The 23095-nt window shown below is 65.8% G+C and carries 21 protein-coding genes; 10 read left to right on the top strand and 11 right to left on the bottom strand.

Annotated features, from left to right (window positions below):
* Positions 1–5: 5 nt before the first annotated feature.
* On the top strand, positions 6–728 hold the full coding sequence (gene cobI, locus AC58EF_RS11435; protein WP_497276387.1) for a precorrin-2 C(20)-methyltransferase: 723 nt from the start codon (positions 6–8) through the stop codon (positions 726–728).
* Positions 725–1474: a precorrin-3B C(17)-methyltransferase gene (gene cobJ, locus AC58EF_RS11440; protein WP_497276331.1), complete on the top strand. Its 750-nt coding sequence runs from the start codon at positions 725–727 to the stop codon at positions 1472–1474. Before cobI ends, cobJ begins: the two co-directional genes overlap by 4 nt.
* Here cobJ and AC58EF_RS11445 read toward each other — a convergent pair.
* Positions 1450–2199: a cobalt-precorrin-6A reductase gene (locus tag AC58EF_RS11445; RefSeq protein ID WP_497276332.1), complete on the bottom strand. Its 750-nt coding sequence runs from the start codon at positions 2197–2199 to the stop codon at positions 1450–1452. The genes cobJ and AC58EF_RS11445 overlap by 25 nt on opposite strands.
* Here AC58EF_RS11445 and cbiE point away from each other — a divergent pair.
* Genes cbiE through bluB form a run of 7 tightly spaced genes read left to right on the top strand, consistent with a single transcriptional unit; the run spans position 2198 to position 7846 of the window.
* Positions 2198–3403, top strand: a complete 1206-nt coding sequence (cbiE, locus tag AC58EF_RS11450) for a precorrin-6y C5,15-methyltransferase (decarboxylating) subunit CbiE (protein ID WP_497276333.1) — start codon at positions 2198–2200, stop codon at positions 3401–3403. The genes AC58EF_RS11445 and cbiE overlap by 2 nt on opposite strands.
* Complete coding sequence (locus AC58EF_RS11455; protein ID WP_497276334.1) at positions 3400–3765, top strand: cobalamin biosynthesis protein; 366 nt, start codon at positions 3400–3402, stop codon at positions 3763–3765. The genes cbiE and AC58EF_RS11455 overlap by 4 nt, the downstream gene beginning before the upstream one ends.
* A complete protein-coding gene (cobM, locus tag AC58EF_RS11460) occupies positions 3762–4547 on the top strand; it encodes a precorrin-4 C(11)-methyltransferase (RefSeq protein ID WP_497276335.1) in 786 nt (261 codons plus the stop codon). The genes AC58EF_RS11455 and cobM overlap by 4 nt, the downstream gene beginning before the upstream one ends.
* On the top strand, positions 4544–5848 hold the full coding sequence (locus AC58EF_RS11465) for a cobyrinic acid a,c-diamide synthase CobB (RefSeq protein ID WP_497276336.1): 1305 nt from the start codon (positions 4544–4546) through the stop codon (positions 5846–5848). Before cobM ends, AC58EF_RS11465 begins: the two co-directional genes overlap by 4 nt.
* Positions 5845–6600: a precorrin-6A synthase (deacetylating) gene (gene cobF, locus AC58EF_RS11470; protein WP_497276337.1), complete on the top strand. Its 756-nt coding sequence runs from the start codon at positions 5845–5847 to the stop codon at positions 6598–6600. Before AC58EF_RS11465 ends, cobF begins: the two co-directional genes overlap by 4 nt.
* Positions 6597–7202: a cob(I)yrinic acid a,c-diamide adenosyltransferase gene (gene cobO, locus AC58EF_RS11475; protein ID WP_497276338.1), complete on the top strand. Its 606-nt coding sequence runs from the start codon at positions 6597–6599 to the stop codon at positions 7200–7202. Before cobF ends, cobO begins: the two co-directional genes overlap by 4 nt.
* Entirely contained in the window at positions 7199–7846 is a 648-nt protein-coding gene (gene bluB / locus AC58EF_RS11480; protein WP_497276340.1) for a 5,6-dimethylbenzimidazole synthase, read from the top strand. Before cobO ends, bluB begins: the two co-directional genes overlap by 4 nt.
* A 207-nt stretch (positions 7847–8053) precedes the next feature.
* Here the strand turns inward: bluB and AC58EF_RS11485 are convergent, their stop codons facing one another.
* The 10 genes from AC58EF_RS11485 to AC58EF_RS11530 all read right to left on the bottom strand — a co-directional run bounded on the left by AC58EF_RS11485 (position 8054) and on the right by AC58EF_RS11530 (position 21484).
* Positions 8054–9916 (bottom strand): patatin-like phospholipase family protein, encoded by a 1863-nt coding sequence (locus AC58EF_RS11485; protein ID WP_497276341.1) that lies wholly within the window; start codon positions 9914–9916, stop codon positions 8054–8056.
* Positions 9917–10037: 121 nt separating this feature from the next.
* Positions 10038–10310: a DUF5818 domain-containing protein gene (locus tag AC58EF_RS11490; RefSeq protein WP_497276342.1), complete on the bottom strand. Its 273-nt coding sequence runs from the start codon at positions 10308–10310 to the stop codon at positions 10038–10040.
* 96 nt (positions 10311–10406) lie between these two features.
* The gene (locus tag AC58EF_RS11495; protein WP_497276343.1) at positions 10407–11990 is read right to left on the bottom strand and encodes a Na+/H+ antiporter; all 1584 of its coding nucleotides are present in this window, start codon (positions 11988–11990) and stop codon (positions 10407–10409) included.
* 125 nt (positions 11991–12115) lie between these two features.
* Entirely contained in the window at positions 12116–12988 is an 873-nt protein-coding gene (locus AC58EF_RS11500) for an amidohydrolase family protein (protein WP_497276345.1), read from the bottom strand.
* Positions 12978–15110 (bottom strand): PQQ-dependent dehydrogenase, methanol/ethanol family, encoded by a 2133-nt coding sequence (locus AC58EF_RS11505; protein ID WP_497276347.1) that lies wholly within the window; start codon positions 15108–15110, stop codon positions 12978–12980. Before AC58EF_RS11505 ends, AC58EF_RS11500 begins: the two co-directional genes overlap by 11 nt.
* A gap of 49 nt (positions 15111–15159) precedes the next feature.
* On the bottom strand, positions 15160–16722 hold the full coding sequence (locus tag AC58EF_RS11510; protein ID WP_497276348.1) for an AMP-binding protein: 1563 nt from the start codon (positions 16720–16722) through the stop codon (positions 15160–15162).
* Between the two features lie 4 nt (positions 16723–16726).
* Positions 16727–17476: a glutathione S-transferase family protein gene (locus AC58EF_RS11515; protein ID WP_497276350.1), complete on the bottom strand. Its 750-nt coding sequence runs from the start codon at positions 17474–17476 to the stop codon at positions 16727–16729.
* Positions 17473–18240 carry a glutathione S-transferase family protein gene (locus AC58EF_RS11520; protein WP_497276352.1) on the bottom strand — a complete coding sequence of 256 codons (768 nt, stop codon included), beginning with the start codon at positions 18238–18240 and terminating at the stop codon, positions 17473–17475. The genes AC58EF_RS11515 and AC58EF_RS11520 overlap by 4 nt, the downstream gene beginning before the upstream one ends.
* Before the next feature lie 40 nt (positions 18241–18280).
* Positions 18281–20788, bottom strand: a complete 2508-nt coding sequence (locus AC58EF_RS11525) for a TonB-dependent receptor (protein WP_497276354.1) — start codon at positions 20786–20788, stop codon at positions 18281–18283.
* Between the two features lie 231 nt (positions 20789–21019).
* A complete protein-coding gene (locus AC58EF_RS11530) occupies positions 21020–21484 on the bottom strand; it encodes a Saro_0803 family transcriptional regulator (RefSeq protein WP_497276356.1) in 465 nt (154 codons plus the stop codon).
* A 103-nt stretch (positions 21485–21587) separates the two neighbouring features.
* Between AC58EF_RS11530 and AC58EF_RS11535 the strand changes: the two genes are divergently transcribed.
* Complete coding sequence (locus AC58EF_RS11535) at positions 21588–23069, top strand: lignostilbene-alpha,beta-dioxygenase (protein WP_497276358.1); 1482 nt, start codon at positions 21588–21590, stop codon at positions 23067–23069.
* The last annotated feature ends 26 nt before the right edge of the window (positions 23070–23095 follow it).

The raw sequence follows: 23095 nt of genomic DNA on the forward strand, positions 1-23095 counted from the left end.
GCAACATGCCCGGCATCATCCATGGCGTGGGCCTTGGCCCCGGCGCGCAAGACCTGATGAGCGTCCGCGCCGACCGGCTGATCCGCGGCGCGCGCCATGTCGCCTATTTCCGCAAGGCCGGCCGGCCGGGGCAGGCGCGGCGGATCGTCGAGGGGATGTTGCGCGCGGACGCGGTCGAAATCGCGATGGAATATCCGGTGACGACCGAAATCCCGCTGAGCGACCCACGTTATAACGCTTGTCTTTCCGCTTTCTACAGCCATTGCACCGACCGGCTGACGGCCCTGGCGCAGGGCGGGGAGGATGTCGTCGTGCTGTGTGAGGGCGATCCCTTCTTCTACGGCTCCTTCATGCATCTGCACAGCCGTCTGGCGGGTGTCGTGCCGGTGCGGATCGTGCCGGGGATCAGCGGCATGGCGGGCGCCTGGACGGCGAGCGGAACGCCGATCACATGGGGCGACGACGTGCTGACGGTGCTGATGGCGACCTTGCCGGAGGCGGACCTGGCCCGCCGCATAGGCGATACCGACGCGCTGGTGGTGATGAAGATCGGCCGCAACCTGCCCAAGCTGCGCCGGGCGGTGGCGGCGGCCGGGCGCGAGGCCGAGGCCTGGCTGGTCGAACATGCCGCCATGCCCGAACAACGGGTGACGCCGCTGGCGCAAGCGGAGAGCGTCACGCCCTATTTCTCTATCCTGCTGATCCATGGCCGGGGGCGGCGGCCATGAGCGGGTGGATCGCCATTGCCGGTCTGGGGCCGGGGGACGCGGCGCTGGTGACGCCCGAAGTGACGGCGGCGCTGGCGGCGGCGACGGATGTCGTCGGCTATATCCCCTATGTGGCGCGCGTCGCGCCGCGGGAGGGGCTGACCCTGCATCCGTCGGACAACCGGGTGGAGCGTGAACGCGCGGCCCATGCGCTGGAGATGGCGGCTTCGGGCCGCCGCGTGGTCGTGGTGTCGTCGGGCGATCCCGGCGTCTTCGCCATGGCGGCCGCTATGTTCGAGGCGCTGGAGGTCGGGCCGGAGAGTTGGCGCGATCTCGATATCAGGGTGTTGCCCGGCATCACCGCGATGCTGGCGGCCAGCGCACGCGCAGGCGCGCCGCTGGGCCATGATTTCTGTGCGATCAACCTGTCGGACAACCTCAAGCCCTGGGCGCTGGTGGAGAGGCGGTTGCGGCTGGCGGTCGAGGCGGACTTCGCCATCGCCCTCTACAATCCCCGATCGAAAGCGCGGCCGGAGGGGTTCGCGCGCGCCCTCGATCTGCTGCGCGACGCCAGCGGGGACGATCGGCCGGTTCTGTTCGCGCGGGCGGTATCGACGCCGGAGGAGCAGCTTCGCATTGTCCCCCTGTCGCAGGCGACGCCGGACATGGCCGACATGCGTACGGTGGTGATCGTCGGGTCGAGCCTGACGCGGATCATTTCCCGCGCCGTTGCGCCGATCCTCTACACGCCGAGGTCTGCGCCATGATCCAGCCAATGGAGGACATGCTGCGGATCGTGCAGTTCCCGCCGGTCGGGCAAGCGTGGGCGATCGATCATCAGCACCGGCAGACCGAGGTCGCGCGCCGCGATCAGCTTGGCCTGCGCGCCCGCGCCGCCCGCATTCTTGCAGAGGATGAGGTCGATGCCATGGGTCTGGATCAGCCGCGTGTCGCCTTCCACGTCGAAGGGACCGCGATCAATGACCAGATGGTGATGCGGAAGGGTCGGCGGCACGGTCGGCGAATCGACGAACCGCAGGAGATAGAAATGCCGGGGCTGCGCCGCGAAAGCATCGGCGTGCATCCGGCCGAGCGCCAGCATGATGCGGCGGGCGGGACCGTCGAGCGCGGCGATCGCGCCGGCGAGGTCAGGCACATGCGTCCATCTGTCGCCGGTCGTCGCGGTCCAGGCGGGGCGTGTCAGCGCCACATGGGCGATGCCCGCCTCCCGCGCCGCCGCTACCGCATGAGCGCTCATGGTCGCGGCGAAGGGGTGGGTGGCGTCGACCAGATGGGTGATCCCTTCGGCGCGCAGATAGTCCGTCAGTCCTTCCACCCCGCCAAAGCCCCCCACGCGCACCGGCACGGGCTGGGCGCGCGGATGATCCACGCGGCCGGCATAGCTCAGCATCGCCCGCTCTCCCCGGTCGGCGAGCAGGCGCGCAAGAGCACTGGCTTCGGTGGTGCCGCCCAGGATGAGGATGTGGCGCATGGCTGAGAGTCCGGCACAGCCATGGCTGACAATCGTCGGCATCGGCGAGGATGGATGGGACGGGCTGGGTGCGCCGGCCCGTGCGGCGATCGACGCGGCGGGCCTGGTCATGGGACCGGCCCGACATCTTGCGCTGCTGGGCGAGCATAGGGGGCGGACGGTGGAATGGCCAGTCCCCTTCGCCGACGGCATCCCGTTACTGCTGGTGGAGCGCGGGCGGCGCGTGGTGGCGCTGGCGTCGGGCGATCCCTTCTGGTTCGGGGCGGGTGGTGTCATTGCCCAACATCTGGCCCCGACGGAATGGGTGGCGCATCCCGCGCCGCCCACTTTCTCCCTGGCGGCGGCGCGGCTGGGCTGGTCGGTGCAGGATATGGCCTGTGTGGCGCTGCACGCAGCACCCGTCACGCGGCTGCGACCGTATCTGGCGACGGGCCGCCGGATCGTGGCGCTGCTCCGCGACGGCGCGGCGCTGGGCGAGGTGGCGGCCTATCTGACCGAAAACGGCTTCGGCCCTTCGATGCTTCATGTGATGGAGGCGCTGGGAGGGCCGCGCGAACGGGTCCGGTCGGTGCGCGCCGATGCGATGACATTGGACGATGTGGCGCATCCGGTCGCCGTCGGGATCGATTGTGCCGGAGGAGGCAAAGTGCTGCCCTGCGCGTCCGGTCTGGCGGACGACTGGTTCGATCATGACGGACAGATCAGCAAGCGGCCGGTGCGGGCGCTGACCCTGTCGTCGCTGGCGCCCCGACCCGGAGAATTGCTGTGGGATATCGGCGCGGGGTCGGGATCGATCGGGATCGAATGGCTGCTCGCCCATCCCGCCAATCGCGTCGTGGCGCTGGAAGCCGATCCGGTTCGCGCGGCACGGGTGGCGGCCAATGCGGCCGCGCTGGGTGTCGACCGGATCGCGCTGATGATCGGACGCGCGCCGGACCGGCTGCCCGAGGGCGTGCCCGACGCCATTTTCATCGGCGGGGGCCTGTCGGAGGAACTGCTGGAGGCGCTGTGCGCGCGCCTTCCCGCCGGACGGCGGCTGGTCGCCAATGCCGTGACGCTGGAATCGGAAGCCCTGCTCGCGCGCTGGCAGGCGAAGAGAGGCGGCCATTTGCTGCGGATCGACCTGGCCGAGGCAGCGCCGATCGGGTCACGGCGCGGCTGGCGCGCCAGCTATCCGCTGGTCCAGTGGAGCGTGACGCTATGATCGTCGCGGGTTTCGGCTTCCGCGCCGGTGCGGCGGAGGCGTCGCTTCGCGCGGCGCTGGCGGGCGCGCAGCGCGGCTTGCCGCCCGTGACCCTGCTCGCAGCCCCTATGGACAAATTGCCCGCGCTCGCGCCGCTGGCGCGGGATCTCGGCGTCCCGCTGGCCGGCATCACGCCCGATGCGCTTTCCACCGTCGAGACGCCGACCCGATCGACCGCCAGCCTGAACGCGCGCGGCGTGGGCAGCGTGAGCGAGGCGGCGGCGCTGGCGGCGGCCGGACCCGGCGCGTCGCTCATCGCGCGCCGTTTCATCTCTCCCGACCGGATGGCGACCTGCGCCATCGCCAGAGGACCGGACATATGACCATCCATTTCATCGGCGCCGGTCCCGGCGCGCCCGACCTCCTGACCCTGCGCGGCCGCGACCTCATCGCCGGATCCCCCCTGTGCCTTTATGCGGGCTCGCTGGTGCCGCAGGCGCTGCTCGACCATTGCCCGCCGGGGGCGCGGATCGTGAACAGCGCGCCGCTTTCACTCGACGAGATCATCGCCGAAATGGCGGCCGCCCATGCCGCCGGGCAGGATGTGGCGCGGCTGCATTCGGGCGACCTGTCGGTCTGGTCCGCCATGGGCGAGCAGTTGCGGCGGCTGCGCGCGCTGGGCATCCCCTATGACGTGACGCCGGGCGTGCCCGCCTTCGCCGCCGCTGCCGCCGCGCTGGAGGCGGAACTGACCCTGCCCGGCCTTGCCCAGTCGCTGGTGCTGACCCGCACGCCGGGCCGCGCCAGCGCCATGCCGTCGGCCGAAACGCTGGCCGCCTTCGGCGCCACCGGCGCGACGCTGGCGGTGCATCTGTCGATCCATAATCTGGCGCAGGTAGTGGCGGACCTGCTGCCGACCCATGGGCCGGACTGTCCGGTGGCGGTGGTGTGGCGGGCGAGCTGGCCCGACCAGAGGATCGTGCGCGCGACGCTTTCCACCATCGGGCAGGCTGTGGCGGACAGCATGGAACGGACCGCCCTGATCCTGGTCGGACAGGTGCTGGCGGCGGAAGATTTCGGCGAGAGCAGCCTCTATGCCCCGGACTATGACCGGCGGTTCCGGCCGCAATCGGCGGACTCACGTTTTGCGGGAGTGGAGGAATGACGGTTCCCGGCCTGATGATCGCCGCGCCGGCCTCCGGCACGGGCAAGACCACGGTCATGCTGGGGCTGCTGCGCGCGCTCAGCGAGGATGGCCTCACCCTCCAGCCGTTCAAGAGCGGGCCGGACTATATCGATACCGCCTTCCACCGCGCCGCCTGCGGCAGGGCGTCCTTCAACCTCGACAGCTGGGCGATGGCGCCCGGCCTGATCGACGCCATCGCGGGCGAGGCGAGTGGGGCGGATATGGTCATCGCCGAAGGGTCGATGGGCCTGTATGACGGCGTGGCGAGCATCGGTGGGACCGGCCATGGCGCCAGCGCCGACATTGCCCGGCGCATGGGATGGCCGGTGGTGCTGGTCGTCGACGTATCGGGTCAGGCCCAGTCGGCCGCGGCGACGGCATTGGGTTTCGCCCGCTTCGATCCCGGCCTGCCCCTTGCCGGGGTGATCCTGAACCGCGTCGCCAGCCCGCGCCATGAGCGGCTGGTGCGCCGGGGGATGGAGGCGGCCGGCATCTGCGTGCTGGGGGCGCTGCCGCGGCGTGGCGACCTGACCCTGCCGGAGCGGCATCTGGGGCTGGTGCAGGCGGTGGAGCATCCCGATCTGGATCGGGCCATAGCCGACTATGCGGCGTTCCTGCGCGATCATGCCGATCTGGCTGCGATCCGGCAGGCGGTGGCGGGGCAGGGCGGTGGAGTGCCGACCGGCCTGCCACGGCCGCCGGCGCAGCGCATCGCGCTGGCGCGGGACGCGGCCTTTTCCTTCACCTATCCGCATCTGCTGGAAGGCTGGCGCCGCGCCGGGGCGGAGATCCTGCCCTTCTCTCCATTGGCCGACGACGCGCCGGCGGCCGATGCCGATCTGGTCTGGCTGCCGGGCGGCTATCCCGAACTCCATGCCGGGCGGATCGCGGCCGCGTCGCGCTTCCTGGCGGGGCTGCGCCGCCATGCCGAAACGCGGCCGGTGCATGGAGAGTGCGGCGGTTACATGGTGTTGGGCGATGCGCTGATCGATAAGGAGGGGCAGCGGCACGCCATGGCGGGCCTGCTCGGGCTTGTCACCAGCTACGCCCAGCGCCGGATGCATCTGGGTTATCGCCATGCCACGCTGCTGGCGTCCGTCGGCGGCATGGCGGCGGGGACGGTGCTGCGCGGGCATGAGTTCCATTATTCGACTATCCTCGACCAGCCTGATGCGCCGCTGGCGCATGTCACCGATGCCGATGGCGTCGCGGTCGCCGAAACCGGATCGCGGCGCGGATGCGCGACCGGCACCTTCTTCCACATGATCGCGCCCGCATGATCGACCTCACCCTGATCGGCATCGGCACGGGCGATCCGGAGCAACTCACGCTGGCGGCGATCCGGGCGATGAACGCGGCCGACCTGATCCTGCTGCCCCGCAAGGGGGAGGAGAAGACGGACCTGATCGCCGTGCGCCGGGAGATATGCGCGCAGGTCCTGACGGGCGCCACCCGGCTGGTCGAATTCGACCTGCCCGTCCGTCGCCAACAGAGCGATTATCTGGGCGCGGTGCAGGATTGGCACGACGCAATCGCGGCGTGCTGGACGGCGCAGATCGCCGCGCATCTGCCGGAAGGGGGCAAGCTCGCCCTGCTCGTCTGGGGCGATCCGTCGCTCTATGACAGCAGTTTGCGGATCGCCGATCGGCTGCGTGCGCGGGGCTTGGATATGCGCGTGACCGTCGTGCCGGGGATCAGCAGCCTGCACGCGCTGACGGCCGCCCATGCCATCGCGCTGAACGCATTGGCCGCGCCGGTCGTCATCACCACCGGGCGCCAGCTCCGCGACCATGGCTGGCCGGCGCAGGCGGACAGCGTCGCGGTGATGCTGGATGGCGGCTGCGCCTTCGAGGCGCTCGATCCGTCGGGCCTGCGCATCTGGTGGGGCGCCTATCTCGGCATGGCGCAGCAGGTGTTGATCGCGGGAGAATTGGCGGTCGTCGGCCCGCACATCGTCGAGCGGCGCGCGGCGCTGCGGGCGCGGCACGGCTGGATCATGGATGTCTATCTGATGCGGAAGGAAAGAGGATGACGCAGGTCGACGAAGCGCGCCATAGCGAGAAGATGCGCAAGAAGCAGGCGGCGCAGGCCAAAATCATGGCCAACAAGACGCAGGAAAAAGGGCTGCTGATCGTCCATACGGGCAAGGGCAAGGGCAAGACCAGCGCGGCGCTGGGCATGGTCGTGCGCGCCATCGGACATGGCATGAAGGTCGGCGTCGTCCAGTTCGTGAAAGGGGCGATGGCCACCGGCGAGAAGGCGGTGTTCGACGCCTTTCCCGACAATGTCGCATTCAAGCCGATGGGGGAGGGCTTCACCTGGAACACGCAGGACCGCGCGCGCGACGTCGCGGTGGCGCGCGAGGCCTGGGAGGAAGTGAAGCGGATGATCGCCGATCCCGCCTATGACATGGTGCTGGCCGACGAACTCAACATCGTGTTACGCTATGATTATCTGCCGCTGGACGAAGTGCTGGCGGCCGTGACGGAGCGGGATGCGATGAAGCATGTGATCATCACCGGCCGCAATGCGCCGGACAGGTTGGTCGAAGCGGCCGACCTCGTCACCGATATGGTGATGGTCAAGCATCCCTTCCGGTCCGGGGTGAAGGCCCAGAAGGGCATCGAATATTGAGCGGACCGCCGCCCCGGTTCGACGCGGCGTTCGTTGCGCAGCTCGATGCGTTGATGCACTGGCGGCGCGACGTGCGGCATTTTCGGACCGATGCCGTGGCCGAAGACGTGCTGGATGCGCTGTTCGCCAGCATGAGCCTCGCGCCATCGGTCGGCAATGCCCAGCCCTGGCGACTGGTGCGCGTGCGCTCGCCCGCATTGCGGAACGCCATCGCCGATCATGTGGACGGGCAAAGCCATGTCGCGGCGGACCGCTATCATGACGAAGCGCAACGGGCGCATTATCTCTCGCTCAAGCTGCATGGCCTGCGTGAGGCGCCCGAACTGCTTGCGGTCTTCTCGGACGATCACCCGGAAGCGGGCCATGGCCTGGGCATCGCGACCATGCCGGAAATGCTGCGCTATTCGACCGTCATGGCGATCCATACATTATGGCTGGCGGCGCGGGCGCGGGGCATCGGCCTTGGCTGGGTGTCGATCGTCGATCCCGTCACCGTCGCGGCGATGCTCGACGTGCCGGACCAGTGGACGCTGATGGCGTTGCTGTGCATCGGTCATCCGGCCGAACCGTCCGACATGCCCGAACTGGAGCAACGCGGCTGGCAGGCGCGTGAATCCCTGGCCGACAGGCTGTTAGAGCGATAATTTCCCGGCGGCGAACCATCGCCAGGCCTTATAGCAGGATGACTTTTGTTTGAATCGTCATTGCGAGCGCAGCGAAGCAATCCATAGGGGGTGCCATTGGATTGCTTCGCTGCGCTCGCAATGACGAGGTAAGTCGACCTGATGTCATCCGACTCTAAAATGTGATGACTTCACATGGGTCCACACCGTCAAGGAAATGCCATCCCTTCAATATTTGGGCGAAACCTTGAGGACGCCCGCCTTGCGCGGAAATTTCCGATCGGCCCCGACGATATCCCCTTCGCTGCTTTGCTCGGCCGCGAGCAGCGCGCGGATATGGGCGGCGATGCGTTTCCGGTCGGTCTGCGACAAATCCTTGTAGCTGCGGGCGACCGGCGCATAGCCCTCATACCATTGTTCGAAGCCGCCCTTCCACACCGCGTCCATGGTGGCGAGATTCTGTTCGAGATGCCGGTAGAGGACCAGCAGCCGCCGCCATCTATGCTCGTCAAAGTCGAAGTCGCCTTCGGTGAATTTGCGCCCCGCCTGCCACCCCCAATGCATGAGGCTGCGGGATATTTCGGGCGGCATGTCCAGATTGAGGCCGCCTTCCCTGTCGGTCAGGAAGATGCGGGCGATGCGTTCCCGCTGGCCCGTCAGTTCGGACAGGAGTTGATCCTGCCAATCCTTCGCGGAATTGAGGATCTGCCAGGCGAAATCCGGCAGGGTGCGGAGCGGCTTGACCGGCACGCCCATGCCCTGCGCCGTCGTTTCGGGCAGCATTACGCGATGCGCCAGGCTGTTGACGGCGTCCCCTTCGATCATCAGTTCGTCCAGGCTGAAGGCGAAGGTGGGCCGGGTCGGCAGCCAGTTGTCGAAGATATGGATCGGGAAATTGCTGCTGATCCCGCCGTCGGAGAAATGCGCGGTGCGGACGGCGCCCGACGCTTCGCCGCCCAGGCTGCCGATGATCGAGGGAAGTTCGCGATCCTTGATGAGCAGCGGGACGGCGGTGAAGAGCAGCGGGAAGCTGAGGCTCATGCGCACGGCGATGACCACGGGAAGATTCTGCTCGCGCGGGAAGAGCCAGGCTTTGTCATGGCGCTGCCAAGCTTTGGTTCCGCCCCCATAGAGATAGTCCATGACCGCTTTGGGAAACAGCCGGTCCCAATGGTCGGGGAGGAAGGCGGCGGCCATGCCAAGGCGGGGCAGGGTGTGCGGCCGGCGCATGGACAGGTTGGTGGTGACGACCTTGAGGTCGATCGGCGCCGTTCCTGCGGGCGCATCAAGCAGGTCGCCGAAGGTAAGCGGCTTGCCATGCGCGGGATCGCCAAAGGCGATATGCTGGAGCGCGCCATATATCCAGTCGGTCAGCGCCGGACCGTCATGGCCCGGCTGCGTCTTCCCGGTGCAGAAGCCGAAATCCTGGTCGGGAAGATCGCGCCAGGCATCGAGCAACGGGCGTAGCAGGGCGCGGCGTGCCCACAAAAACGCGCCTGCGCCGCCGCCGACCAGAGCGCCGAGCAGGCTCGCCAATATCGTCGCATAAAGCCCCGTGTCGAGCAGCCAGGAGGGTATGCCCAGCAAGGCGGCCGATGCGGCGGCGGGCGCGATGGCGTGGCGCAGGATGCGGCCGACCAGCGGACGCACGCCACCGGCGCGGATCATGGATTTGGCGACGTCGACGGCGGGAAGCAGGGGCGGGCTTGGCTGAAACAGCGACAGCAGCTTGTCGGGCAGTTCGTCGCTATAGCGTTTGAGCAGCAGGAAACTGTCCTTGCGCCCGCTGCGTCGGCCATATTCGGCGGCGGCGGCAAAGGCGGCGGCGATGGCGCCGGCCGACGTCCCGCCCAGCGAACGGAAGCGATATTTGGTGGCGATTTCCAGGATCGCATAAGGATAGACGATCCCCGACGTGATCCCGCCCTTCATCACCATATCGCATTCGGGCGGATCGACGAGGTCGAACTGCGCCGCCGCATAATCGGGAAGAGGGAAACGGGCGGCTGCCTCCGCTGGTCCGGCGCCATCGGTCACAGGCGTTCGTCCATGGGCCAAGCGACGGGCCAGGTTCTGGGCGGCATGACGCATATCCTCATTGTTCGGACATGAGCCTATATCCGATAACTTTCGGGATAAACGAAAGAGCTTTTAATGGAGCAGGCTTTTTATTGTCTTGGTTTTCATGGCATTAATCTCGTGCTTGCAGGCCTTACACGCTGATCCCGTTAAGCGCCTGATGGATGGGATCAATGGCTTCGATCCAGTTCACCGCGATTGTTTCTGCACCGGTTCTGATGCCTTCGACCATCACATTGCTCTGGAGCAGATGCCCAACATCCTTGAGCCTGCCGATATCCCAGAGCGCACCGTCGCGCGCCTGAACATAGAGGCCGACCGCTCCGGCGAGCAGAACCCCTTCGAGACGGAAATATGAACCGATATTCATGTTGCGGGAAGTAGGATCGATCGATGACCGCGCCATGGCAGGTGCAGCATGGCGTGCAAATATTCCGACGGGTCGAGGCGCATAGGGCGTCCACGATCGGGAGGCGAGGGCGACAGGCGTGCGACAGGATCGTTACGCCTTGGCGGACAGGGCGCTCAGTTCCTCCAGATCGAGGTCGCGCTCCAGTTCCTGGAACACATGCTCGTCAATGTCTCCCGCGCGATGGAGGCGCAGTAATTCGGCGCGCCCAGCTGCGATCGCCTCCAGCACGACGTCGAAATGCGCCTGAATGCGGTCGGTGTAGCGATCTTCCCTTCCCGCATAATCGACCGAGATTTCCGCCCGTTTCTGATAGCGGGCGAGCAATTGCGGATGAATCAGTGTGCCGTCCGCATCATAGGCGATGGCTTCGACCCGCTTGATCTGGGCCTGCGCCATGGCGGCTTCCGCCTGGCTCATGGTCATCCGGGGACGTTCATGCTCCGCCTCGCTGAGGCCGAGCCGGCGGATGAGCGGGCCAAGCGTCATGCCCTGGATGAGGACGGTGCCGAGGATGACGCCGAAGGCGGCGACCAGCATGAAATCGCGGCCGGGGAAATCCTCCGGCACGCTGAGCGCGACCGCCAGCGTCACCACGCCGCGCATCCCGGCCCAGCTCAGCACGGTGGAGCGGGCGGCGCCCAACGGCGCGCGATGGGGCAGGCCCATGGCGCGGAGCAGGCGAAGAAGCGCATCCGATCCGAACACCCAGGCGAAGCGCGCGACCGTCAGCGTCGCCAGGATGATGAGGACCGGCACCGCCATCTTGTCCAGCACCACGCCGAACCCGCCGACGCGCTCCACCACGCCGCGCAGCGACGATCCGATCAGCATGAAGACGGTCGCTTCCATCAGGAAGATCATGACCGTCCAGAAAGAGGTGCCGCGCATCCGCACCGAGGCGGAAAAGACGACATGCTGATACCAGCCGCAGATAAGGCCGGCCGCGACGGTCGCGATCACGCCGGACACATGGAATGTCTCGCCCAGCAGATAGGCCGCCCAGGGCACCAGCATGGAGGAGGCGATCATCAGATATTCGTCGCCCAGCCGCCGGACGAGCAGCACCCAGGCCGCGCCGATCGCTCCGCCGACCAGCAGGCCGCCGATCAGCAGGCCCAGAAAGCTGCCAAGCGCATCGACAGCCGAGAATGTGCCGGTCAGCCCGGCGGCGATGGCGAAGCGGAAGAGGACGAGGCCGGCGGCGTCGTTCAGCAGGCTTTCGCCCTCCAGCAGGATCGAAAGTCGGCGGGGCAGCTTCACCCGTTGCAGCACCGCGCGCGCAGACACGGCGTCGGGCGGCGAGACGATGGCGCCCAGAGCGGCGCAGGCCGCCCAGGGGAGGGACGGCATCAGCATGTGGACGGTTACGGCCACGACCAGCGTGGTGAACAGCACGGCCCCCACCGCCAGCGACATGATGCCGAGCAGGTGGCGCTTCAAATGGCCCAGCGCGATGAACCAGGCGCCATCCATCAGCAGCGGCGGCAGGAAGATGACCAGCACCAGTTCGGGATCGAGCGAGATGACCGGCAGCCCCGGCAGGAAAGCGAGCAGCGAGCCGCCCGCCAGCAGCGCGACCGCGGGCGGCAAGCCCAGCCTGTGCGCCGCATAATGAAGCGCGATGATGGCCAGCAGCATCGCCACGAGAAGTTCGAAATATTGCATCGAATGCATGGGCCGCCCCGGATAACGCCTGTGCAACGACCTTTAGCGCCCGGCCCTTTGCTGTCCAGCACCATGAGGTACAGCCTCGACCGGGCATGGGCCGACAGGGCGCGAATGATCCGGGCGGACGGTCGCTAACCCAATCCGAGCAGCTTGACCGCATTATCCTTCATGATGAGCGGCAACACCTCTTCGCGAAAGCCCGCCTCGCGGGCGGCGTCGATCCATTTTTCCGGGCGGATCAGCGGCCAGTCGGAGCCGAACAGCATCTTATGTCTAAGCTGTGTGTTGGCGTACTGGATCACCTGTTTCGGGAAATATCTGGGCGACCAGCCGGACAGGTCCATGAAGACATTGTCCTTGTGCAGCGCCATCGACAGGCTTTCGTCGGTCCATGGCCAGCCAGGATGGGCGAGGATGATCTTCATGTCGGGAAAGTCGACCGCGACATCATCGACCAGGATCGGCTGGCCATATTTCAACCGCACCCCGCCGCCGCCCCGCATCCCCGTGCCCATGCCCGAGTGGCCGGTGTGGAAGATGGCCGGGAGCTTATATTCGGCGATCACTTCATAGATGGGATAGGCGACCCGGTCGGCCGGGTGGCAATCCTGCATGATGCCGTGAAATTTGAAGCCCTTGACCCCATAATTCTTAATGAGATCGCGGGCCTCGCGCGCGCCATATTTGCCCTTGCGCGGATCGATCGAGGCGAAGGGGATGACGATGTCGCTGTCATTGGCGGCCAGTTCCGCCACCTCATAATTGCTGATCCGCTTCGCGCCGATGCCGCTCTCGCAATCCACTGTGAACAGGCAGAAGGCGATATTCTGCTGCCGATAATAAGCGATCGTCTCGGGGATGGTCGGCCGCTTGCGATCCGCCTTGAAATAGGCGGAGGCGGCGTCGAAAAATTTGGCCATCACCGGGTCTTCGGGGTCGTGGCAGGACACCTCGGCATGGACATGGACGTCGATGGCGAGGATTTTGGTGGGATCAACGGGCATTGGCGGCGCTTTCCAATGTCTTGTCCTCATTGGCGCGGTGGATGACATAGGCGCGAATGGTGTCGATCTCCGCGGCTGAGAAGATCGGCGCGAAGCTGACCATGCCATTATCCTTGAGCGCGCCGTCATGCACGATCATCCGCCATGTGGCCTTGTCGTTCAGGGCCGCGCTGCGGCGCAGGTCGGGGACGATGCTGCCGCCGATCGCGGCGTCGCCATGGCAGGTGCTGCAATAGCGGCCGAACCGCGCCCCGCCCGCCGCGATGTCCGCCGCGCTGGCGGTGGAGGGCGGCGGGTCGAGCGGCATTTGCGACAGCGGCGGGGGCGCGGGCAGCGTCGCCTTGCCGTCCAGCTTGAAGACGAGCAGGCGACTGATGTTGCGGCTGGGTCCGCTCTTGTCGGAGAGGATGCCCGGCGCCAGCGCCCAGACGCCGCCCCAGCCGGCCATTACCGCCACATATTGCTGGCCGTCCAGCTCATAGCTGATCGGCGCGGCGACGATCCCGGTCTGCGCCGGGAAGGACCAGAGCTTGCGCCCGTCCTTCGTGGCGTAAGCGTTGAAATCGCCGGTCGCCGTCCCCTGAAACACCAGGTCGCCGCCAGTAGCCAGCAGCCCGCCATTCCACGGCCCCTTGTAGGAGACGCGCCAGCGTTCCTTTTGCGCGACCGGGTCCCAGGCGATGAGCGCGCCGGTGGTCGCCTTCAGCGCCGCGTCGCGGACGCCCAAGTCGGCAGGCATGGCGGCGGCGGCGATATCGACGCCGACATTAAAGCCCAGCCTGTTCGCCTTCCATCCCTTTTCCGGGATATAGGGGAAGGCGGCGAGATTGGCGGGGATGAAGACGGTCCGGCTTTTCGGATCGAAGGCCATGGGGTGCCAGCTATGCGCGCCGGTCGCGCCGGGCGACCCGATGAAGGGCTTGCCGGTCCTGTAGTAGCGCGCCTGCGGATTTTCGATCGGGCGGCCAGTCTTCATGTCGATGCCGCTGGCCCAGTTGACCGGCACGAAATTCTTCGCCGACAGCAGCTTTCCATCGGTGCGGTCGAGCAGGTAGAAGAAGCCGTTCTTGGGCGCCTGCATCAGCACCTTGCGCTTCTGTCCGTTCAATTCGATGTCGGCGAGCATGATATGCTGGGTGGCGGTGAAGTCCCAGCTATCGCCGGGCGTGGTCTGATAATGCCAGGCATATTCGCCGGTCTTCGCATGGACCGCGACGATCGACGAAAGATAGAGATTGTCGCCCTTGCCCTCCGACCGATAGGCCTGGTTCCAGGGCGATCCATTGCCGACGCCGATATAAAGAAGGTCGAGGTCCGGGTCATAGGCCATGGCGTCCCACACCGTACCGCCGCCACCCTGTTTCCACCATTGGCCATACCATGTCGTGGCGGCTTTCTTCAGATAGTCGGGTTCCTTCTCGGTGCCGGGCTGGGCCGGGACGGTGTAGAATTTCCTGCGTTCCTTGCCGGTATCGGCGTCATAGGCGGCGACATAGCCGCGCGCGCCGAATTCCGCGCCGCCATTGCCGATGATGACCAGCCCGTTCACCACACGCGGCGCGCCGGTGATGGTGTAATTTTTCGTCTGGTCGAGGGTGACGACGCTCCAGACCGGCTTGCCGCTCTTGCGGTCGATGGCGATCAGGCGGCCGTCCAACGTGCCGACGAAAATCCTGTCGCCCCACGCCGCCACGCCGCGATTGACCGCGTCGCAGCAGGCCTTGACCAACGTATCGCGCGGCACCTGCGGGTCATAGGACCAGAGCAGCTTGCCGCTGCGCGCATCATAGGCCTTCACCATGCTCCAGGCGGTGGAGACATAGAGAATGCCGTCGATGAAAAGGGGCGTCGCTTCCTGCCCGCGATTGCTGTCCATGTCGGCGGACCAAGCAAGGCCGAGCTTGCCGATCGTGTCCTGATTGATCGCACTGAGCGGGCTGAAGCGCTGCTCGTCATAGGTGCGGCCGGTCGACAGCCATTCGGCCGGATTGGCCGCAATGATCCGGGCGGCATCCACGCCCCCCGTCGCGGAGGATGTGGCGCTCCTGTTCTGGCTTGTGCCCTTGCCACAGGCCGACAGGGCCAGGCTGGTTCCCAACAGCAGCGCAATCGCGACCCGCATTCTCTTCCTCTCCTTATCCGGCGCGGATGTTTTCATCCTTCGCCCTCGCTCAATTCACCATCCGCGCGCCGGTCCACCAGGCGGCGCGCAGGGCTTTCTTGTCCATCTTTCCGGCGGCGGTCCGGGGAATGGCGGGGACGAAGGCGACGCTCTTGGGCGCTTTCACCCCGCCCAGCCGGGCCTTGGCGTGGGAGATGATCTCTGTCTCCCCGATATTGTCGGCGACGACAATGGCGTGGACGGCTTCGCCCCATTTTTCATGCGGAATGCCGATGACCGCGCATTCGCGGACCTGGGACAATTCGGTGACGGCGGCCTCCACCTCGGCGGTGAAGACGTTGAAGCCGCCGGTCACGACCATGTCCTTCTTGCGGTCGACGATATAGACATAGCCGTCCGCGTCGCGCCGGGCGATATCGCCTGTATGGTGCCACCCATGGGTGCGGATTTCGGCGGTCGCTTCGGGCATGTCGAAATATTCGCGCGAGACGAGAACGCCGCGCACGACCAGTTCGCCGGCCTCGCCATCGGGCAGGAGATTGCCGTCCTCGTCCATGATGGCGACCGCGACCGACCGGCTGGGGCGGCCGCAACTGGCCAGCCGCTCGGGCCGGTCGCCGGCCGCCGCAGCCGCGACATCCTCGGGCGAGAGCCAGGTGACGATCATCGGCGATTCCACCTGGCCATAGGCCTGGCAAAGACAGGGGCCGAATATCTCCACCGCCCGGCGGAGCTTCTCCGGGGAAACGGGAGAGCCAACAAGAAGAACTATTTTCAATGAGTTAATGGACGTTTCTACCAGTTCAGGTGAATCCAGAAGGCTGTAGAGCGCGGTCGGCGGCATATAGACATGGGTGACGCGATGGCGTGCGATGCTGTCCAGCACGGCGCCAGCGTCGAAGCCCGGCAGGATGACCTGCGTCGCGCCCAGCGACAGGGTCGCCAGCGCCACCGGGCCAGCCGCATGGGTGATGGGTGCGACCACCAGCGCGACAGGTGCATCGGTCCGGCCATCGACCGCTGCGGCCAGCGTCTCGATCATCGTGCCCCAGCCGAGATTGGTGACGACCACGCCCTTGGACGGGCCGGTGGTGCCGCCGGTGGGGAAGAGGCCGACCACATCGTCGGGCTTGCCGAAGGGATCGGAAAAGTCGGGGAGATTGTCTATTTCGTTGTCGCGAATGAAACGGTCGAGCGAGGGGGCGTCGTCCATGTCCCGGTCGAGGCAGACGAAGCGGGTCAGGCTGGGCACGCGCGCCTTGAGTTGCGCGACATCCTCCGCCTGGCTTGAATGGTAGAAAAGCCAGCCGCAGCGGACATAGTCGAGATAGGCGGCATTGGCGTCGATGGCGTTACGGGTGTTGACCGGCACCCACTGGCCATTGGCGCGCCAGATGGCGAGCAGGGCGACCATCATCGTCGCGCTGTTGGGGCCGTAGAGCGCGATCGGCTGCTGGTCGCGAAACCCGGCCGCGTAGAGTGCAGTGGCGATCCTGATGGTCAGCGCCTTGACCGCCGCGAAGCTCATCGTCTCGCCACTCGCCGCGTCGATCAGGCAGGGACGTTCGGGATCAAGATCATGGCCCCGGTCGAAATAGTCGATCGCGCGCATCGCTTCAGCCCCAGCGGTTGATCTCCGGGCCGGGCGCCCAGATCGCTTCGGGGTTGGGAACGGTGGCAAGGCCGAGCGCCTGCGCCACAGCCGGGCGGGCGCGCAAGCGTGCCTCCCAGGCATCGGCGCGCGACGCGGCGGCGAAAGCCTCGGGCACCAGAGCGCGCATTCCCGCAAGCCAGGCGAAGCTTTCCAGATCGGCGATGGAGAAATCGCCCATCAGCCAGTCGCGGCCATCGGCCAGTTGCGCCTCGATCTTCCCGACCGCCTGGACGATCTTGGTGCGGCTGTCGGTCAGGTGCGCCTCGTCCGCCTTGCCATCGACGGCATCCTGCCAGCGAGCGGCAAGGTCTGCACTGGCGATCCCGGCCGGGACGGTGGGCGGCGGCGCGGCGGCGTTGCCAAGCGCGGCGGCGGCGGGGGCCACGCGCTCGATCACATAGCGGCACCAGGCCATCATCTCCCAGCGGGCATAGGGATCGGCCGGGCGGATCGCCGGACCTGCGCCGACCTCATCGAGATAGCAGGCGAGGAAGACGCTGTCGGTCATGGCGACGTCGCCCACGACCAGCACCGGACCTTCGCCCTCGATCGACTGGTCGACTTCGATGGGGTGGGGCAGGGCGGTCGAATGACGATCGCCCGCGACCAGATCAATCGGTCGGCGGTCCAGATCGACGCCCTTCTCGAACGCGGCGGCGAGGACGGTGAAGCTGGGGCCATTGGGCTGGCCATGATAAAGGATGCCGGTCATGCGGGTTCGCTTTCGAGCAGGGAGATGCGGCGGGCGAGGTCGGTGCGGCCCAGCGCCCAGCAGGCGCGGGTCGCAGGGCGCGCATAGATGGCGCGCAGCCAGCGCATGATATGGGGGGTGAGCGTGTCATTGCAGAGCTGCGGCTGGGACAGCGGCATGGCGTAGGCGAGGTTGAAGCCATTGATGTCGGCCAGGCTGTAACCGTCCGACGCCAGCCATTCCCGCTGCCCCAGCGCCTGCTCCAGATAGGTGATGCCAAGCGCGACGCGGCGCTGCGATTCCGTCATCTCCTCCGCGGAAAAGCTGCCATGGATCGCCTTGCGCCAGGCGGTGCGGCGTTCGGGCATGGGGATGCGGTCGATCGCGGCCTCCAGTTCGGCCGGGTCCTTCTGCCGCACCGAGGGGCCGACGAAGACGCTCCAGCCGATCATCGAGAAGCTGGGGGCGAGCCATTGGTCGAGGAACTTCATCCACCAGCGCGCGCGCCACTGGTCGACCGGATCGGCGGGCATCAGGCGCGGGCCGTCCAACGCCTCGTCCACATATTCCATGATGGCGGTGGATTCGGTCAGCACCCGCTGCCCATGGGCCATCGCCGGAATGGTGCCGAGCGGATTGACCGCCAGATAGTCCGGCCTGTGCTGATCGAAATTCAGCAGGTCCAGATAATGGCTGTCGAACGCCACGCCCTTTTCGAACAGCGCCAGCATCGGCTTGCCCGAATTGGCATTGGGTTCCCAATGATAAAGTGTGACGTCGGTCATGCCGGATGCGTCTCCATCAGCGTTGTTCCCTGGGGGAAGGTCAGAATTTCTTCTTCACCGTCACCGCCCATTCGCGCGGGTTGCCGGGGCGCGCCTTGCGCACGCCCGCGCCCGCGCCGCGCAGGTCGAAGACGGAGAGGAAATAATATTTGTCGAAGAGGTTGGTGACTTCGAACGAAACGTCGAGATCTTCGTCCGCATTGGCCCATGTCAGCCGCGCATTGGCGAGCGTATAGGCGGGGACGAAATTGAGGATGCGTGTGCCGTTGATGACTGCCGAGCCGCCGAATTTCTTGTCCTCATAGGTCACGTCGAAGCGCGGCGTGAGGCTGCCCGCCTTGTCGAGATCGATCTTATACTGCGCGCCGACGCTGAACTTCCAGGGCGGCGATACCGGCGGATCGTCGGCCGACACGCCGCCCGGATTGGTCGGGTAGGCGGCGGCGGGATCGAGGCTGCTCGCCTTATATTTGAAGTCGAGATAGCTGATCGAGGCATCGATCGCGAGGCCGTCGATCGGATAGGCGGACAGTTCCGCCTCGAACCCCTTGACCCGCGCGTCGCCGGCATTGAGGCGGGCGGCGCAGGGCGCGGTCGGGCAGGTCAGCACCGGGATCTGGATATCGGTATAGTCGTTGATGAAGGCGGCGGCGTTCAACCGCACCCGGCGATTGAAAAAGTCGCTCTTGAATCCGATTTCATAGGCGGTCAGCTTTTCCGGGCGAAAGGCGATGACCTGCTGGGTGGTGAAGGGGCGCGGGTTGGAACCGCCGCCCTTGAAGCCGGTGGACACCGATCCATAGACCATCAGGCTGTCGGTCAGGCGATAGTCGGCCGCGATGCGATAGTCCCAGCGCTTGGCGCTATAATGGGCGGTTAGGCCGGACAGGGCGGTGACGATCTCGGCCATGTCGCCATTGCCGTTATAGTCGAGCGTGTCCGCGCCCGAATAGCCGATGCCATAGGCCGCGCCGACCGGATCGAGGAAATGGTTGACCGTCCCGTCATAATTCAGGCGGTAATAGGTCTGGTCCTTGGTCTCGCTGGTGTAGCGCAGGCCGCCGCTCAATGTCAGGCGATCGACCGGCTTCCAGGACAGATGGGCGAACGCTGCCTTGGCTTCGGCCTTGGTCGGGTCGGGCTGGCGGAATTGCAGCGGATAGACCGGGACGTAGCGAATGTCCTGAAGCGAGTCATAGGTCGATTTCTGCTTGAAATAATAGCCGCCCACCGTGGCGTTCAGATTGTCGCCCAGCTCCGCATTCAGCCGGACTTCCTGACTGAAGCTCCAATTTTCCAGATAGTTGCGGCCGAAACCGATATTGGCGGGCGAGATATCGTCGTCGGAATCGAACTGGGTGTTGAAGCTGCGATAGCCGGTGATCGACGTCAGCTTGAAGGCGTCGGTCAGGGCATAGTTGATCTGCCCCGACACGCCCCAGCCCTTGTAGAGGCTGCGGTCGGTGCCCTGGGTCGCGGCGAGCGGCGTGCCTGCCGCGCCATAGGGATCGACCGGGATGGGCGGGGTCCATGTGCCCGCCGGCTGCCCGGTGCCGATATAATTGCAATAACGGCCACAAATGAAGCGATCATCATAGACGATGCCGGGCGCCGGATTGGTGTTAGGCGAATTGACGGGGTTGGTCGCGATCAGCACTTCGCCGGCGATCGTATGTTCGTCGCGGGTATAATCGCCGATCAGCGTGACATCCAGCTTGTCGCTCGGCTCCCAGAAGAGGATGCCGCGGATCGCCTGATAGCCCACGCCGCCAAGCTTGCTGATGGTGCAATCGCCGGCCGGCTGGGTCGAGGGGATGCCGCTGCCCGGATTGGCGCAGCCATAATCGACCCGGTCGACGAAGCCGTCCTGCTGCTTGGCGACGCCGGAGATGCGCACCGCCAGCGTGTCGGTGATGCCGAAATCGGCGGCGGCGCGGATGCCGATGCGGTTGCGGATGCCGTAGTTGACCTCGACAAAACCGCCGCCATCGCCCGAGGGACGCTTGGAATAGAGTTTGATCGCGCCGCCTTCGGCGTTGCGGCCGGCGAGCGTGCCCTGCGGGCCGCGGAGAATTTCGACGCGATCGAGATCGAGCAGTTCGAACACCGCGCCGGTCAACTGCGGATAATAGACATCGTCGATATAGATGCCGACGCCCGGTTCATAGGCCGGGTTGAAGTCGTTCTGGCCGACGCCACGGATCGATGCGGTGATGGAGGGGCCGAAGGAGGCGCCCTGGGGCTTCAAGGAAACGTTGGGCGCGGCGTCGGCCATCTGGGCGAGGTTGGTCTGGCTCTTGGCTTCCAGCTCGGCGGCGCCGACGGCGGTGATGGAGATCGGCGTGTCCTGCAACCGCTGGGCACGGAACTGGGCGGTGACGACGATGTCGGCGACGGCGCTGGCCGGCAGCGCGTCCTGTTCGGCCGTTTGCGGCGCGGCGGCAGACGATTGAGCTTGCGCCAAGGCGCTTGCCGGGGTGGTGATCGACAGTATCGAGGCGGACGCCAGCAGGGCGCGCGCCATCACTGCACGAAGATCGTGTTGCATGGGAAATCCCCTCTCCTAGACCGGCTTCAGATCCGCCCTGACCGGGCGTGACCCGCCGTGAATGCCTTCCGCGATATTGTTAGTAAGGCATACAATTTTTATCGATGCAAGAGGCGGAATGCCCTTGCAGTCCCGATAATGGAAATATTTCCTGATATTAGGAGAGGGCAAATAATATCGGTATTTCCATTGGTGGTATTGAAAGTGACAGGATGAAATTGATTGATCGGATCAGACGTAGACGCGGCGCAGCAATTCCACCAGCATCGCGGTTTCGGCTGGGGTGAAGCGATCCTTCAGCCATTTCTCATGCTCGGCGATGCAGCCGCGCGCCTCCGCGAGCGAGGTATGGCCGGTTTCGGTAAGGCTGAGCGTCTGGCGGCGGCGATCCTGCGAAGAGGCGCCACGCCGCACGAAACCGCGGTCCTGCATCCTGTTGACGATCGCCATGACGCTGGCGCGGTCCATCTTTAGACGGCGGCCGATATCGGCCTGGGCGATGCCGGGCTGGTCCTCGATCAGCCAGAGGACGGCCACCTGCTTCTGCGTCAGCCCGAGGTCGCTGAACGTCTCGGTGAAATGCTGATAGACCGCCGCGCTGGCGAGCCGGATGTGAAAGCCGACCAGGCCGTCAATGCCGCTGAGACGAGGATCGGGGAAGATGCCGAGCGGCTCCATATCGTCCATGGTATTCATAGTAACAGTGTGCGGACTAAATAGTCATGCGTCAATCCCGGCGCTTGAAAAAATGTGAGTAACACATACAATATTGTCATCGAGAACAGGAGAGGATGACATCGTGGCGCATTTTCCGGACACGCCCGCCTTCACCGGCTTCAACACACCTTCGCGTATCGAGGCGGACATTGCCGATCTGGACGTGAAGGGGACGGTGCCGCCGGAACTGGACGGCGCTTTCTACCGGGTGCAGCCCGACCCGCAATTTCCGCCGCTGCTGGGCGATGACATCGCCTTCAACGGCGACGGCATGATTTCCATGTTCCGGTTCAAGGACGGCAGGGTCGATCTGCGCCAGCGCTGGGCGAAGACAGACAAGTGGAAGCTGGAGCATGAGGCGGGGCGGGCCTTGTTCGGCGCCTATCGCAATCCACTGACCGATGACGAGTCGGTGAAGGGCAAGATACGCGGCACCGCCAACACCACCGCCTTCATCCATGGCGGGCGGCTCTATGCGCTGAAGGAGGACAGTCCGGCGCTGGTCATGGACCCGGCGACGCTGGAGACGGACGGCTATACGCGGTTCGATGGCAAGATGACGGGCCAGACCTTTACCGCCCATCCCAAGATCGATCCGGCGACCGGCGACATGATCGCCTTCGGCTATGCGGCCAGGGGGGTGCTGACCCGCGACATGACCTATTATGAAGTCGCGCCCGACGGGAGGCTGAAGCGCGAATTGTGGTTCGAACTGCCCTATTACGCCATGATGCACGACTTCGCGATCACGCCCGATTATGCGCTGTTCCATGTCGTGCCGAGCACGTCCAGTTGGGAGCGGCTGGAGCAGGGGCTGCCCCATTTCGGTTTCGATACGACATTGCCCGTCTATCTGGGCGTGCTGCCGCGTCGGGCGGACGCGACGGGGACGGATGTCCGCTGGTTCAAGCGCGACAATTGCTTCGCCAGCCATGTCATGAACGCCTTTCAGGACGGGACGAAAATCCATTTCGACACGCCCGAGGCGAGAAATAATATGTTCCCCTTCTTCCCCGACATTCACGGCGCGTCGTTCAATCCGATGGAAGCGGCGAGTTACCTCACCCGCTGGACGGTCGACATGGCGTCCAATGGCGAGGATTTCGCCAGCGTGCGGCGGCTGACCGACATGATGGGCGAATTTCCCCGGATCGACGACCGCCGGACCGGCCTGCCCTATCGCTATGGCTGGCTGCTGGTGATCGACCCGACCAAGCCGGTCGAACTGAGGGGCGGCAGTCCGGCTGGCATGTTGATGAATACACTGGGCCTGATCGATCACCGGACCGGCGAGGAGCAACGCTGGTGGTGCGGGCCGCTATCGTCGCTTCAGGAACCCTGCTTCATCCCGCGCAGCCCGGACGCGTCCGAGGGCGATGGCTGGATCGTCCAGGTCTGCAACCGGCTGGAGGAGCATCGCAGCGACCTGTTGCTGTTCGACGCGCTGGAAATCGCCAAGGGGCCGATTGCAGAAATTCGCGTGCCCATCCGCCTGCGCTTCGGACTGCATGGCAATTGGGCGACGGCGGCGCAGATCGGGCTTTGCGGCATGGGCGTCTCATGAGGAAATGCCCATGCCGCAATGTTTTG

It is taken from the genome of Sphingobium sp. WR1 (assembly GCF_059693745.1).